Raw genomic sequence first — 15,249 nt, 5'->3', positions numbered from 1 at the left:
CCCTACTAACCCTGATTGTGGTGCCGGTTTTATACACAGTGGTGTTTAGAATTGACTACCCTAAATAGTCTTAATCATTAATAAAAAACGCAGCCTAGGCTGCGTTTTTTATTTGCTTGATTTATACCAACTTAATTACTTTTTTAAGCTTAACGTGCCACTGCTCTTAGCTTTAGTTCCTGATGCGGAATTAGCTTTATTGGCATTTGATTTACCAACATAGGTGGTTGAACGTTTCTGATATGGCGTATTACGGCTGCTTTTGTTGGCTTGCTTATGTTGTTCGTTGTTCTTTGTACCTCGAGGCTTGTCACCTTGATACTCACGCTTATGCACTGATTTTGCTTGGTTGCTTGTGGTTAGCCCAACGTTATTATTCGATGTACTATCGTCATACAATGAGTGTTCTTGTGTTTTACCAGAATCAGCAATCGAGTCGTTAATAACCGCCATTTCTGCATCGCTTAAATGACGCCATTGCCCTACTTTTAACCCTTTAAGGGTTACATTCATAATACGCACACGCTTTAATGTAACCACTTCGTAGCCTAAATATTCACACATACGACGGATTTGACGATTTAAACCTTGAGTTAAAATAATAGTGAATTGCTGGGCACCCGTTTGCGTCACTTTACATTTTTTGGTCACGGTATCTAAAATAGGAATACCGTTTGCCATTTTATTCACAAACTGGCGGTTTAGTGGTTTATCTACGGTAACCACGTATTCTTTTTCATGGTTATTGCCAGCACGAAGGATTTTATTAACGATATCCCCTTCATTGGTTAAAAAAATCAACCCCTCTGAGGGCCTATCCAAGCGACCAATCGGAAAGATACGGTCAGGATAATTAACCGCTTTTACAATATTACTTTGAATTTTTCGTTCTGTGGTACAGGTAATACCGACTGGTTTATTGTAAGCAATGTAAACCCGTTTTGGTGGTGCTTTTAATGGCTTACCATCAACCAATACCACATCGCTTTGTGCGACTTTAACACCCATTTCGGGTAATTCGCCATTAACAGTAACACGACCTTGCTCAATATATTTATCGGCTTCACGCCGTGAGCAAAACCCTGTTTCACTAATAAATTTATTTAAACGCTTTAAGTCTGTCATATGGCAAATCTTCTTAAATATAAAGGCGCATAGTTTAAACTACTCAAGCTATTTTTTCGCGCTTAATTTGCGCTAATTTACGCCATAGGTATTCAAGGGGTCCTTGCTTAAAATAACGACTGTAGAGTGCAGTAAACATAAGCTGTACAACTACTAAGCAAATAGCGACAAGCCAATAATCAATGCGGTTAAAACTAAGCGCCCACTGAGGGAAAAGCACTTTAAACAATAATAACTGCATAATGGTTTGGCTTATGTATAAAGTAAACGCTAACCGCCCTACGCGTTGAATGAGCCCCCCTATTTGCGAGCTGTTATTGCATAGTTTAACGATTAAATGAATATAAAGCAGCGCCACACATAAAGCAGCCAGTTCATTAACAGGCTCTTGTAACGCATAACCAATACCTTGTTCATATGACTCTAACACTAATCGTAAGCTAGTCAGCAACACACTTAACACAGCAAGTTTAATTAGCCCCGACCTGCTAAATCCATCACTAAACACATTACATTTGTAGGCAACAATACCAATTAGCATAAAGCCAGCACTTGCCCACAGTAATAAAATAGGCACTGTTAGCAACATATAAATGCTCATTGTTATATTTTGGCTAAAATGCGCACCAATACTTTGGTAATAACTATTATATATCTGGTAAAACTCGGGAGAATCCCTATAGAGTGGTTCTTCATTAAGCCCTAACATAAACATTGCTGTGGCAAGTAAAGCGATAAAAGTAAAAAAGGCCGCTTTGCTTTTAAGCTCTTCGTCCGTGTAATCTAAATAGCGTAATACCAGTAATGCTGACACCCCATATAAAAACAAAATGTCACCCGCCCACAGTAACAACCCATGTATTAAGCCAAACACAATAAGCCAATATAGGCGTTTTTTTAATGGCTGAATACATTGCTGACGCTGAAACTGAATATAAAGACCAGCACCAAATAATAACGTAAATAATGTGCGAAACCGCCCTTCAACAAATATAAGGCTTAAAGTGTGTAAAAAATTATCGCTAGCTGGAGGTGTGGTAAGTGGAGTGTAATTGAGTTCAAAAATTGCAAAGGAATAGCAGTTAATAAATACCAGTCCAAGTACTGCTATGCCCCTTATAAAGTCCATATTATAATTGCGCAAACCCTATCCTTTTAAATATTATCTTTGTAGCTATCGGCCCATTTTACAGCTTGTTTGTATAATTTTGGTAAAAAAGCACTGTCTAAATTAATGAGTGATACCGCTTTCTCAAGCGCCCACCAACTTCCGGTTTCATATGCTTTTACCGTTTCAAGAATATAATATAAGTCATTTTTCTCACCGGTTAGTGCTACTTTAATTTCATCTGGGAATGGCAGTTTATCAACCAACAAGTCCATTGGCTTATCTAAAATAGCATCAAGCAAAGAAAACAGCCCAGTTAAAAATGCCTCACCTTGAACTTGTTTGGCGACTTTGCTGGCTATTAATTCACAAAAGCGAGCGCGAATAACACACATTTGCATAAGCTCTATCGGCTTAGTGCGCGCGGTGTGTGCTGTAACAATTAGGCTTACAAACTTTTTTAAACGTGCTTGCCCTAGGTAAACCAGCGCTTGTTTTAATGATGATATTTGGCTTTGCAGGGGAAATACACCACTATTTAATAAACGCAATAGTTTGTATGCTAGTGCTGCATCAAGCTCAAATAACCCGGTGATTACTTTCACATCAGGATCTGGCTTCATTACTTCTGAATAAATGGCAATGACAAGACCATAATTATAATGAATATCTTTTTGCTCTATCATTGCGGGGCGGGCAAAGTAATACCCTTGGAAATAATCAAACCCCATTTGGCGAGCTAATTTATATTCTTCATCGGTTTCTATTTTTTCAGCTAACAGCTTAATATTTTTGTGTTTTTTTAGCTTATTTACCACCAGTGGAATTTCATCCAGTGGCGTGAGCCGAATATCAAATTTAATTAAATTAACTAGCTTTAAAAAACGTTCCCACTGCGGTGAGTAAACAAAGTCATCAAGGGCTAATTTATAGTTACTGTGAAAGAGTTTACGGCATAGCTCGTAGGTATCGTCGGTGGGCTCTATGGTTTCGAGTAATTCAATAACCACATCTTTACAGGGTAAAAATTCGCATAAATCGAGTTTTAATGATTCAGGACCAATATTGATCAGCGCTTTTTTACCCGAAGTAATATGGCGAGTACCTAAGTTAAGCTGGTTTTCCATGATCAGGCGAGCCGTTGCTTGACCATCAGAAACACCAGGAAAGCAATTTTCAGGGCTATCGCGAAACAGTAGTTCATATGCAACTACATTTTGATTACGATTAAGGATTGCTTGCCTTGCCACAAATACCGACACATTACCTACTTTTTATTATTTCCACCAGACTAAGTAATTAAAGCGCAAATAGGAACGGATGTCACTGAACTTTAATAAATTTTTTAATATAAGTAGGTAATATAATCAGTTACAACGTCATCCCAACCAAAGCAGCTGTTCTTAGCGCTATTTTTTATCGCTTGCCATTGCTTAGGATTAGCGTGATTTACATTCAAGGCCTCAGATAAACTATGCAACAGTGCCTCTGCCTGAGCTAATAAGGTATCACCAGTAAAACTAAAACCAGTCACATTATGCTCAACTGTATCTTTTAAGCCGCCAACACTGTGCACAAGACAGGGCTGACCTGCTCGCATTGCCAGCATTTGGCTAATGCCACACGGCTCAAAAGAACTAGGCATTAAAAATAAATCCCCTAGTTGATACATTAAATCACCAACACCTTGGCCATAACCTTTTAAAAACAATAAATTGCTATTTCGAGCCATTGCAGTGGTAAATAATTGTTCTAGTTTTTTATCGCCCGAGCCCAATACAATCAAGCGACCATTATATTGGTTTATAACCTTGCATACCTCATCAATAGTTAAACTATTGTTGTGTGGCTGGCACAGCAGCAATACTTTTTGCTCGGTGAGCCGCCCTACACTGGTCATTAAAGGCCCTTGCTGCTCTGATGCCATAAATTGTAAAACACGTTGGTGAGCAATATAGTGGCTGCTGTCTAAGTGTACGTTTTTTGCCATCCAGCTAAAAAGCGTAGCTTCTATCTGCTCTAAAAGCTCGCTAAGCGTTGCCTGCTTCGGGTGTTGAGTTGTGTAATCACAGCCGTTGAGTATCCCAATCAGCTTGCCCTGCTCAGCCGCTTGTTGTAAATCACGCTCAAGTCCTTCACCACCAAAAAAACCGCCTGCATCGTTACTCGCAATCTGCACTTCTTGACTATAACTGGGTGAAACCACATGTACTTTATCGGCTAAATTAATAGCACTGCGCATGGGGTTAAAGCAATGAGGGTAACGGGGATCACAAAGCAATTGGCCATCATAACTTAATGAGGGAAACCAAGCTTCTAAGCTAGAGTCGTCGTCTTTAAAAGGGCGAATACCTTGTAAAGCTAAGTTATGAACCGTGTACACCAAGCGCAGCTTAGCAAGTTTACGATAGCGAGGCTCAAATTTTAGTAACACCGCCACACAAGCACTGTGCCAGTCGTGTAAATGTAACGTGTTTGGTTGTTTTAAAACCCCTTGTAAAAGCGCTTCACAAATCGCGGCATTAAACAGTGCAAACTTACTCGCATCAGTAGCAAATGGACGATTGTCATCATCGTTGCAATACACACTATGTGATTGGCTGAACAAAGGGTGGCTTATTACTATTTGCCTCACTGCATTTTGCGTTTGTGGAATTTCAAACAGCGATAAAACGTGAGAGGCTGAATTAAACGCAACGTTGACTTCACCAATAAAACGGCGCTCACCCAATTCAAAGCCATAATCAGGAATTACCACATCAATCGTTAGTCCCTGTGCCGCTAACGCTTTAGGTACGTCACGTATGACATCGGCAACACCACCGACTTTGGCATTAGGTAACGCATCATTTTCTGCGGCAACCATTAATACATGCATTTATTTACTCTTATAGTTAGCTGCAAGGCTTTCGCCTTGCTATTTAATTATTGATTTAACTTAGTGTCTAACTTTGTCAGCATCTCGCGGGTTACCAAAACAATTCCCTTTTTAGATACTCTAAAACCATTGGCTTCGTCGGTTTTACGATCATAACCAATTTCTAACCCTGGGGGGATCTCACAGCTTCTATCAATAATGGCACGTTTAATTTTACACCCACGGTTAACTATAACACCGGGTAAAATAACCGACTCTTCAATAGTACAATATGAGCGAATATGTACATTAGAAAACAGTAATGACTTTCTCACTATTGAGCCTGAAATAATACAGCCGCCCGATACGGTTGAATCAACAGCCATACCCCGACGATCGTCATCATCAAAAATAAACTTAGCTGGAGGAAGCTGCTCTTGGTATGTCCAAATTGGCCAAGTAGGGTCGTACAAATCCAATTGAGGCTCAGGCATAACCAACTCCATGTTCGCTTCCCAAAATGAATCTAAGGTCCCTACATCGCGCCAATAAGGTTGCCCTACTTGTGCAGGATCTCTAAATGGGTAAGCAAACACATTATGCTCTTCGATAATGGCGGGAATAATGTCATGACCAAAATCACGTCCTGAGCCTTCGGTTTGTGAATCTTTTTGTAATTGCTCAAATAAAAACTCAGTATTGAAGACGTAATTACCCATTGACGCTAAACACGTACCAGGTTTGCCAGGCACAGAGCTTGGTTCAGCTGGTTTTTCGTCGAATCGCCGCACTCGATTTTCTTGATCAACGGTCATTACCCCAAAGGTGTTCGCTGCTTCTTCAACCGCGACTTCTAAACAGCATACGGTCATATCGGCACCATTTTCGACATGCTTTGCTAACAAACCGCCGTAATCCATACGATATACATGATCGCCTGACAAAATCATTACATATTTAGGTAATTCATGGCGAATAATATCCATATTTTGAAATACCGCATCGGCAGTACCGCAATACCATTCATCACCATTACGCTGTGATGCTGGTAAAATCTCAACCGACTCGCCTAATTCCTTTTTAAAGTGCCCCCATGCACGATTTACATGGCGTATTAGCGAATGAGATTTATATTGCGTTGCAATCCCTACTCGCCTTACACCAGAGTTAATACAATTTGATAGTGGAAAATCAATAATACGGTGCTTGCCGCCAAAATAAACGGCTGGTTTTGCACGCCAGTCTGTTAGCTCATGAAGACGAGAACCTCGTCCGCCGGCTAGAATGAGTGCATAGGTGTCTCTGGTTAAATTACTTATATAGCGATTTGCATAACTGGGCATATTACTCTCTCCATTTAGTGTCAGCTATTAGTGTCAGTGTTTGTTTTTACTGTTTGCTGTGACGTATCTAGTGGGGTTAAGTGCCATATGTCATCACAATATTGGCCTATTGTTCTGTCACTAGAAAATAAACCACTGGCCGCGGTATTTAAAATACTCATTTGAGTCCAGTGGGTTTGATCAGCGTACGCTTTATCCACTTCACGCTGCGCTGCAATGTAACTGGTAAAGTCATGTGCAGTTAACCATGCATCGTCTTTGCTCTTAATACTACTAATCACATCGTCAAATAAGCCAGGTTCAAATAGATTGAAATGGCCACTTTCGAGTAAGTGCATCACACTATTCAAATCAGGGTTATTCGCAATTATTTCACTGGGGTTATAATGCGCTTTTATGTCGTCAATATGCTCAGCTTGTGCGCCAAATAAGAAAAAGTTCTCAGCCCCTACTGCATCGCGGATTTCAATATTCGCGCCATCTAACGTGCCTATTGTGAGCGCGCCATTCATCATAAACTTCATGTTGCCGGTACCTGAGGCCTCTTTGCCCGCGGTTGATACTTGCTCCGATAAGTCCGTTGCAGGGCAAATGGTTTCCATGGCGGTTACATTATAATTAGGTAAAAACGCGACTCTTAGAAAAGCAGATACCTGTGGGTCTTTGTTGATCACCTCAGCAACATTATTAATCAGCTTAATAATTTTCTTCGCCATCATATAACCAGGTGCGGCTTTACCTCCGAGTAATACACAACGAGGTATCATGCCTTGTGTATCGCCACGACGAATGCGGTCGTATAAATGAATAACATGTAACACATTGAGTAACTGGCGCTTATATTCATGAATACGCTTTACCTGAACATCAAATAGCATGTTTACGTCAAACTCAACGCCACACTTTTGTTTTACTAAATCGACTAAGCGTTGCTTGTTATGCTGTTTTGCCTGCTGCCATGTTACGTGCAATTGCGGATCATCATAAAAACGGCGTAATTGGCTAATTTTTGCAAAGTCGCCTACCCAGTCTTTTCCTATTTTCTCGCTAATAATATGGCTCAGACCCGGATTACAATAAGCAAGCCAACGCCTTGGTGTCACCCCATTGGTTTTGTTATTAAACTTTTCAGGCCATAATGAGTAAAAATCTTTAAACAAACCCGCAGTTAATAACTGGGTATGCAGTGCGGCTACGCCATTGACTGAATAACTACCAACAATGGCTAAAAAAGCCATGCGAATTTGCGGCTCTTCGCCCTCTTCAATTAATGATAAGTCTCGTTGCTTTTGCACATCACCCGGCCAATGCCTTGCAACCTCTGCTAAGAAACGGGCATTAATTTCATAAATAATTTCTAAAATACGTGGTAATAATTTAGCAAATAACCCCACTGACCACTTCTCTAATGCCTCCGGCAATAAAGTGTGATTTGTATAAGCCATGGTTTTGGTTGTGATGTTCCATGCCTGATCCCAGTCGAGTTCATGGTCGTCAACTAAAATTCGCATCAGCTCTGCCACGGCAATACTAGGATGAGTGTCGTTAAGCTGAAAAACATGATGCTGAGCAAAATCAGTAAAATTATCTCCGTATTGCTCAATCCACTGGCTCAGTACATCTTGAATGCTTGCCGATGATAAAAAGTATTGCTGGCGTAAACGCAGTTCTTTACCATTTTCACTGCTGTCGTTAGGGTACAACACCATGGTTATTTGCTCTGCGAGGTTTTTTTGTGCCACCGCTTCTGAATAACTACCGGCATTAAATTCGGCTAAATTAAATTCATCTGTAGCTTCAGACTTCCAAAGCCTAAGGGTATTAACAATATTATTTTTATAGCCCGGAATAGGAACATCATAAGGAACCGCAAGCACATCTTGGGAGCTCATCCACTGGCGATGTTCACGACCAAATTTATCGGTATAACTTTGTACATAACCCGAGAACTTAACTCGTTTAGCTTGCTCTGGTGCGCTCAATTCCCAAGGGTGACCTTCGCGTAGCCAGTTATCTGGCTGCTCAATTTGGTTGCCTTCTTTTATTGATTGATTAAACATGCCGTATTCATAGCGAATTCCATAACCCACTACTGGCAGCGCTAAACTCGCGCAACTATCTAAAAAGCATGCCGCTAAGCGCCCCAAGCCACCATTACCTAAGCCGGCATCATGCTCTGCTTGTTCTACATTTTCCAGCTCAGTACAGTAAGCTTGCAGTGCAGTACTTACCTGAGACTCTAAATCAAGGTTGAGTACCGCATTACCCAGTGCTCTACCCATTAAAAACTCTAGCGATAAATACGCTGTTTTGCGGCGTTTTTGTTGTTTAATTTGCTGATTAGTTTCTCTGCAACGCGCAACGAGTCTATCTCTTATTGTCAGCGCCAATGCATGATATAAATACAACTGCGACTCTCCCACCACATCACGCCCTAAGGTGTAATAAAAGTGGCGAGTTAAATCATCACTTAAGGTACTTTCATCAATAACCGGGCCTTCTTGCCAGCCTTTTACCACACACACTTGCTCGTCTTGCTTAGTCATAATCTTCGCCTTCTAAATTGGCACTAAAAACCCAACTACTTTGTGCTGAAATATTCACGGTTGCATCTTCTTCAACAACAGTTGATGCGTTATTTACGCTTGATAACACTAACGCCCATGTCGCAGTAATGGGCGATTGTGGTAATTGGCAGACCACGGGCTGTTTACTGGCGTTTAAAATAATTAATAAGGCGTGCTTATTTTGCTTATCAAGTAAGCTATACATTAAAAATTGTCGCGTATCTTCATGCCAATGTGTTTCATCCATTTTTTTACCTTGCTCGGTGAACCACTTAACGGTGAAACGTTCATCAATATCATCTAAAAACACACTGTGTTTAAACGCACTGTGACCGTGCCTAATTTTTAATGCATCATCTATAAACTGAATTAAGCAATGGTTTAGTTGTGAGTCTTTCCATGCCAGCCAGCTTGTGCGGTTATTCTGGCAATAAGCGTTATTATTACCACCTTGAGAATGGGCCATTTCACTGCCAGCGGCTATCATTGGCACCCCTTTAGAGAGTAGCAAGGTAAGTAAAAAGTTTTTTTGTTGTTGGAGCCGTAAGTTTATTATTTCAGGATCGCTACTAAATCCCTCAACTCCGCAATTAAACGAATAATTAGCGCTGTGGCCATCTTGATTGTTTTCACCATTTGCTTGGTTATGCTTTTGCTCATAACTGACTAAATCGGCAAGGGTAAAACCATCATGGCTGGTAATAAAATTAATACTATTAAGCGGGCCGCGGTTACTGTGTTCAAAAATATCAAAGGAGCCATGTAAACGCTTAGCTACATCACTAATAATGCCTTTTTCACTTTGCCAAAAGCGTTTAATAACATCACGATATTGATCGTTCCACTCACGCCAAGGAGCAGGAAAAGCACCTAACTGATACCCGCCAGGCCCTATATCCCACGGCTCACTAATCAGTTTTACTTTATTTAATATAGGATCTTGTGCAACGGCCTGTAAAAACGTATGAGAGGCACTAAAACCCGTGCTTGAACGCCCTAAAATGGTGGCTAAATCAAATCGAAAGCCATCAACCCCCATAACTTCCACCCAATAACGCAAGCTATCAAGAACCAGTTGCAAAGTTTTTGGATGATCAATATTTAAGGTGTTACCACAGCCAGTATCATTTATATATACATTGGGTTGCCCATTAATAGTGCGATAATAAGTGAGGTTATCGAAGCCACGTAAAGACAATATCGGTCCATCACTGCCGCCCTCAGCAGTATGGTTGTATACCACATCTAAAATAACTTCAATATTGGCGCGATGTAGTTCGCTGACCATCTGTTTAAATTCGTTTATATCGTCATTAACCAAATAGTCTTTGTGGGGAGTAAAAAAATTGATGCTATTGTAGCCCCAGTAATTTTGCAGGCCTTTAGTAATTAAAAACTGTTCACTTATAAACGCATGCACAGGCAAAAGCTCAATAGCGGTCACCCCTAAACTTTTTAAATGCTCAATAAAGCACGGGTGGCTTAGGCCTAAAAACGTGCCTTGCTGTACTTTTGGAATACCTGGATGACGACAGGTAGCACCTTTTACATGACACTCATAAATTACCGTATTAGCCCAGCTATGCTGTGGCTTTTTATTGGTATAAGCAACCGATGTAGTCACTTTAGATTTAGGCATATCTATCGCATTATTAACCTCGCTTTTAGTGCCTATCGGCATTTGTCCGTAATGGCGCTCGCTCCAAGTAAACTCGTTAAACAAGTCTTTTGCATACGGGTCAATCAGCAACTTATGTTCATTAAATAACATGCCCTTTTCATGGTTATACTCACCATCAACCCTAAAGCCATATAATGCGCCAGCGCTAAGTGGCGCAACGTGAATACTCCACACCCCGCCTTCATTAATATTCATAGCTATTTTTAATATTTCTGTATGGCCACTTTTATCAAATAAACAAACAAAAGCTTGGCTTGCATTAGGGGCGTATAAGGCAAAGTTGACGCCGTTGTTTTGTACAGTCGATCCCAATGGAAGAGATGCACCATGGGTAACCTCAAAGCAATTACTCATCATTCACCTTTTGTAAGTAAACAGTGGTTAAGCCACCCATCTGTAATGTGATACTGTGATCAAAGCCATGGCTTGGTTGATTAATTGAATGAATAAGTTGGCTTGGCTCATCAGTGATATTAATGCCAGAGCCAAAAAAACATGACTCATCAGTGTTTAATATCACCTTATAACTGCCTTTAGCAGGCACGCCTAAGGTAAAATGTTGATAAGCAGTAGGGGTAAAATTAGCGACAACAACCATAAAATCGTCAGCACTTTTAGCATAACGAATAAAGCTAAATATACTTTGCTGATTGTTATTATTATCTATCCATGAAAAGCCTGTAGCACAGCTATCAAGCTCATAAAGTGCTGGGTGGGCTTGGTACACATGATTAAGGCGTTTTACCGTATCTTGAATACCTAGATGACTTTGATGCTCAAGCAAGTGCCAGTCTATTGAATGGTCATGATCCCACTCTTTTCGCTGTGCTATTTCGGCGCCCATAAACAGAAGTTTTTTTCCTGGATGCGCCCACATGAACGCATAATAAGCCCGTAAATTAGCAAACTGTTGCCAATCGTCACCGGGCATTTTGTTTAGAAGTGAACCTTTACCGTGGACTACTTCATCATGACTCAGTGGTAAAATGTAATTTTCACTAAAAGCATACACCATAGAAAATGTCATTTTATGATGATGGTATTTCCTAAATAGTGAGTCTTGCTGCATGTAATGCAGGCTGTCGTTCATCCAGCCCATATTCCATTTGTAACCAAAGCCCAAACCATTATGCTCAACGCTTTGCGTTACTCCGGGCCACGCCGTTGACTCCTCAGCCACCATCATAATACCGGGGTTATTTTTATAACTGCGTATGTTTACTTGTTTAAGGCACTCAATAGCCCCTAAGTTTTCTCTGCCACCGAAGCAATTAGCTACCCATTGCCCTTCTTTTCGGCTGTAATCAAGATACAACATAGATGCCACCGCATCTACTCGCAGTCCATCTATGCCAAATTGACTGAGCCAATACATTGCATTTGATATTAAAAAGCTTTTAACTTCAGGGCGATCGTAATTATAAATATAGGTATTCCAATCAGGGTGAAACCCTTGACGCATATCAGCATGTTCATATAAATGGGTGCCATCAAAACAATGTAACCCATGAGGGTCGCTTGGAAAGTGCCCCGGCACCCAATCGAGTAAAATACCGATATTGGCTTTATGGCATTGCTCAACTAAGTATTTAAAGCTGTTGTAATCACCAAAGCGGCTTGTAGGCGCAAACAAGCCTACCGGCTGATAACCCCAAGAACCATCAAACGGGTATTCACTGATAGGCATAAGTTGTAAATGCGTAAACCCCATTTTAACCACGTAACTTACAAGCTTATCTGCCAGCTCGCTGTAGCTTAAATAACGATTATGCTCAGCGCGTTGCCAAGAACCTAAGTGCACTTCATAAATACTAATAGCGGCATCAATATGATTACGCTTTTGCCTATTTTTGATCGCTTGTTCACTAAGCGTGATAGGGGTGGGTTTGTATTGTAAAATGCTTGCTGTACCTGGCGCTTGCTGCATTTTAAAAGCAAAGGGATCGGCTTTATCTAAAACTTCACCACTGAGTGTGGTGATAGCAAATTTGTAGCACATATCGGCGCACAGCCCCGGGATAAATAACTCCCATACTCCACTAGCCGGATGAAATCGCATAAAGTGACGATTGGACTGCCAAAAGTTAAATTCACCAATCACTGAAACGCTGGCAGCATTTGGCGCCCACACACAAAAACGAACACCGTCTACGCCTTGTTGTGTAATAAATTGCGCGCCTAAGTGCGCATAAGCATGCTCAAGACTCCCTTCATTGAACAAGTACATTGCTTGCTCATCAAGGGTACTACTAAAACTGTATTCATCGTAAAAGGTAATATTATTGCTTTTATAGCTAACATGACATTGATACATACTGCTCGGCATGCTTGATAGCTCAGCTATAAATAAATCACTTTGTTTATAGCGCAATGCAGTAATTGTTTGATCACCAATTAACAATTCAACCTGCAGTGCAGCTGGCAAATACACTCGAATTTCTATGCCGCTTTGTGTACTGTGCGCTCCTAAAAAACTAAACGGGTCTTTAAACCGTCCTGCTGCGAGCGCAGTAACTTGTGAATCATAATCAGTCACTGGCGTTGATTTCATATTTTTTATACTGCCCATTTACCCATTCCTCATTGAATGTATTGCAGTCAAAAGTGATGCGTTATCAGTAAAAATATCCTCGCACGTATGTGTTAACACCCGTCTCCAATTGGGATATTCTTTATCTGTACCCGGAATGTTAACTGGGTAGCATTGTTTGTCTAAGTCATCAATTTGTAGGGCAAATAATCGCGATGGCGACTTTGCTAAACACAAAGCCAGCGCGCTATAAATCGCAAAAGCATCGGTGTTTAATGACATGTCAGAATGTGTGTCTTGTGCATTAATAAAATCAACTAACCGTTGTTGCTCTTGTTGACGTTGCTGCACTAGCTGCTGGTGTTTAGCGGCATCAATCAGCTGATACTGTTGTTTGAGGGTTAAATCACTATGCTGCCACCAGCCAACAAATGGCGGTACGTCATGATTGGCAATCATCAGCAGGCATTGTTCGCTAAGATCATCACGATTAACAAATTCATCATTTTGTTGTTTTTCGAAATAAAATAAACTGTTTGAAAAAATTCCACTGCTCACCAGCGCTTCTTTTACTTCAGGTGGCACAACACCTAAATCTTCGCCTATCACGACAGCCTTATTTAGGTGAGATTCTATTTTCAAAATAGCTAACAAGTGCTCGAATGGATAGTAAACATAGCAACCATCTTGGCTGTTATTATTGCTAAAGCACCACCATAAACGTCTAATTGCCATAACATGATCAATGCGTAATCCACCCACAGCATTCATATTGGCGCGTATAAGTGAGCGGTAAAAATAATAGTTATTGTCAGCAAGGCGCTGAGGATTTATTGCTGGCAAACCCCAATTTTGGCCACTTTCAGCCCAAGGATCCGGTGGAGCTCCTACAGTCGCATCTTGGCTAAACAGTTTCTGCTGATGTTTATATTCACTGCCCTCTTTGGCACAGCCAACTGCTAAGTCGTTAATCAAACCAATCGCCATTCCTTGGTCGATACAATGTTGTTGGCACAGTATGAGTTGGCTATGTGCTTGCCATTGCAGGTAATAGTCGAATGTCGGTTCTGTGGTTTCTAGCATAGCAAGTACATCACGGTGCTGTTTACAAAAGGCTGTAAACTCGTCTTGCCGTGCTTGACTACCCTGTTGTTGAAAATGCACAAAAAGCAGTTTAAAGGCATTATATTTCTGCTCAGTAACCGTTTTATAATTGATAAAGGTTATATCTTGCTCACTGTGCGACGTTAAATAACAAGAAGATAAGTAATCATCTAAAGCGGGATTGTTAATACTATCGGGCGATAAGTTAATTGCTATATACAATGGATTGAGTAACGCGCGGTTACTGGGGTTATAGGGACTAGCGCACTCTGGGTTATCTGCAAATAATAAGTGCAGAGGATTAAGTAAAATATAATCCATTTTTTGTTTTGCACATAACGTGGTTAATTCAAGTAAATCATTAAAATCACCAATTCCCATTCCGGCTTGGTTTTTTAATGTATATAACTGAATTGATAAGCCAAGGCGTTTACTATCGGCAATTTGATAAACTTGTTTAGGGATAGACCAAATTTGTGTAGTTGCCGATTGCGCTCCCATACTCAGCAAAGCATCATAATAACCCGTAGGTAAATGGGTGAGTGGCAACGCTATTTCAATATAACGGCAGTCATTTAAAAAATACTCGCCTAATGGCGCATAGTCAGCAATTTGTTCAAATTGTAGCTTAATATTTAATGCAGGTATGTTAAGCGTAATTTTATGGTGCGCGTCGGTTTCTTTAATACGTACTTTAAGCACATTGCTAGGCTGCTTTACTAAGCTAACAGCCGGTGCAAGCGTTAACCAAGTGGCCGCATCTAATTGGTAATTTAACTTATCTATTTGCGCTGCATCACTGGTGTCAACGCCACAACACTGCAAGGCTAACTTGCGCGTTTGTTCGCTAAAAACAACGTGTTCACCAGTGTACTTAGTGTATTCATAGCCTATTCCATGCAAATAAAATAATTGCGATAGTGCGTCCATTCAC

General features: G+C 40.6%; 9 protein-coding genes. All 9 read right to left on the bottom strand.

Annotation, left to right across the window (positions count from 1 at the left end; all coding sequences use genetic code 11):
- Window positions 1-135 precede the first annotated feature (135 nt).
- A complete protein-coding gene (rluF, locus tag CWB78_RS09965; protein WP_109874940.1) occupies window positions 136-1,125 on the bottom strand; it encodes a 23S rRNA pseudouridine(2604) synthase RluF in 990 nt (329 codons plus the stop codon).
- Between the two features lie 43 nt (window positions 1,126-1,168).
- Window positions 1,169-2,269 (bottom strand): DUF418 domain-containing protein, encoded by a 1,101-nt coding sequence (locus CWB78_RS09960; protein ID WP_502705092.1) that lies wholly within the window; start codon window positions 2,267-2,269, stop codon window positions 1,169-1,171.
- An 11-nt stretch (window positions 2,270-2,280) separates the two neighbouring features.
- Window positions 2,281-3,495 (bottom strand): EAL and HDOD domain-containing protein, encoded by a 1,215-nt coding sequence (locus CWB78_RS09955; protein WP_010388929.1) that lies wholly within the window; start codon window positions 3,493-3,495, stop codon window positions 2,281-2,283.
- A gap of 83 nt (window positions 3,496-3,578) precedes the next feature.
- Window positions 3,579-5,111, bottom strand: a complete 1,533-nt coding sequence (locus CWB78_RS09950; protein ID WP_138595329.1) for a glycogen synthase — start codon at window positions 5,109-5,111, stop codon at window positions 3,579-3,581.
- 47 nt (window positions 5,112-5,158) lie between these two features.
- Complete coding sequence (gene glgC, locus CWB78_RS09945; protein WP_138595328.1) at window positions 5,159-6,433, bottom strand: glucose-1-phosphate adenylyltransferase; 1,275 nt, start codon at window positions 6,431-6,433, stop codon at window positions 5,159-5,161.
- A 20-nt stretch (window positions 6,434-6,453) separates the two neighbouring features.
- Window positions 6,454-8,979, bottom strand: coding sequence for a glycogen/starch/alpha-glucan phosphorylase (locus CWB78_RS09940; RefSeq protein WP_138595326.1), 2,526 nt, complete (start codon window positions 8,977-8,979; stop codon window positions 6,454-6,456).
- Complete coding sequence (glgX, locus tag CWB78_RS09935) at window positions 8,972-11,035, bottom strand: glycogen debranching protein GlgX (protein WP_138595324.1); 2,064 nt, start codon at window positions 11,033-11,035, stop codon at window positions 8,972-8,974. Before glgX ends, CWB78_RS09940 begins: the two co-directional genes overlap by 8 nt.
- Entirely contained in the window at window positions 11,028-13,250 is a 2,223-nt protein-coding gene (glgB, locus tag CWB78_RS09930) for a 1,4-alpha-glucan branching protein GlgB (RefSeq protein WP_138595322.1), read from the bottom strand. Before glgB ends, glgX begins: the two co-directional genes overlap by 8 nt.
- Entirely contained in the window at window positions 13,251-15,245 is a 1,995-nt protein-coding gene (gene malQ / locus CWB78_RS09925) for a 4-alpha-glucanotransferase (RefSeq protein WP_054201648.1), read from the bottom strand.
- Window positions 15,246-15,249 lie beyond the last annotated feature (4 nt).

Origin of the sequence: Pseudoalteromonas sp. S1612 (assembly GCF_005887175.1) — a bacterium.
GTDB classification, from domain to species: domain Bacteria; phylum Pseudomonadota; class Gammaproteobacteria; order Enterobacterales; family Alteromonadaceae; genus Pseudoalteromonas; species Pseudoalteromonas undina.
Note: the sequence above shows the minus strand (reverse complement) of the source record. Positions and strands in the feature narration are given on the sequence as shown.